Raw genomic sequence first — 1,132 nt, forward strand, 5'->3', positions numbered from 1 at the left:
TCCAAAAGTAAGGATTTTTTGTTCCTCTGCAAGAGTTTCCAATAATTTCTCTTTTGCCATAGGTTTACTATCTAAAAACGTCTGCATCGGTGTTTTACCGTAACAATGTTTTCCTGTATGTGTTCTTTCATTGTTGTAATAGGACAGCCAACTGTTTAGGTCTAATTGCAGTTCTTCAATGCTTCTGTAAATTTTCTTTCTGAAAGCTATGGCATAAAACTCGTCCTGTATCGTCCTGTGAAAACGTTCGCAAATGCCATTGGTCTGAGGACTTTTAGCCTTGGTCTTTGTGTGATCAATATCTTCAATGGCTAAATAAAGCTGGTATTCATGCTGTTCTCTTATTCCACAGTATTCCGTTCCTCTGTCTGTTAAAATTCTGAGTAAACGAAGTTCCTGCTGCTCAAAGAAAGGGACTACCTGATCATTAAGCATGTCAGCAGCAATAAGAGCATTTTTACGGTCATATAGCTTTGCAAATACTACTTTGGAATACGTATCAATAAAAGTTTGTTGATAAATATGTCCAACTCCTTTGATATTACCTACGTAATAAGTGTCTTGAGCTCCTAAATATCCAGGATGATGAGTTTCAATTTCTCCATGAGCTTTTTTCTCTTCCTTAGCCCTTTCTAGTGCTGAAAGTTGAGATTCAGTAAGGACTACACCATCTTGAGCGGATTTGGCTTCTAGGGCTTTTAATCTTAGTTTAAACGTATGTAGGTCGTGTCTTAACCAAATACTTCTGACTCCACCTGGTGATACAATGAAACCTTTCTTTTTAAGTTCATTACTTACTCTAAGCTGCCCCAAAGCAGGGTTTTCAATAGCTATATCAACAACAGCCTTTTCAATGACTTCATCTACACGATTCTTTAATACTGGCTTTCTTCTGGAGATTTCCTGTAATGCTAATTCACCTCCTTGCTCATACAGTTCTTTGAATCGATAAAAACTGTCTCGGGAATAGCCCATTACTTTACAAGCTTTCGATACATTTCCTAAATGTTGTGCTAATTCAAGTACGCCTAACTTGTTTTTGATGATTTTTTGTTGTGTTGTCATAATACTTAATCTGTTTTAAAGTTATTTAATTTGATTATAACTGTCAGATTAAGTATTGACTAATTCA

At 35.9% G+C, this 1,132-nt stretch carries 1 protein-coding gene; it reads right to left on the bottom strand.

Translation table 11 applies throughout. The features are described from left to right. On the bottom strand, positions 1-1,065 hold a 1,065-nt coding region (locus DEU40_RS22200), incomplete at its 3' end, for an IS481 family transposase (RefSeq protein WP_110011863.1). Positions 1,066-1,132 lie beyond the last annotated feature (67 nt).

This window comes from Chryseobacterium sp. AG844 (genome assembly GCF_003182335.1).
Taxonomy (GTDB): domain Bacteria; phylum Bacteroidota; class Bacteroidia; order Flavobacteriales; family Weeksellaceae; genus Chryseobacterium; species Chryseobacterium cupriresistens.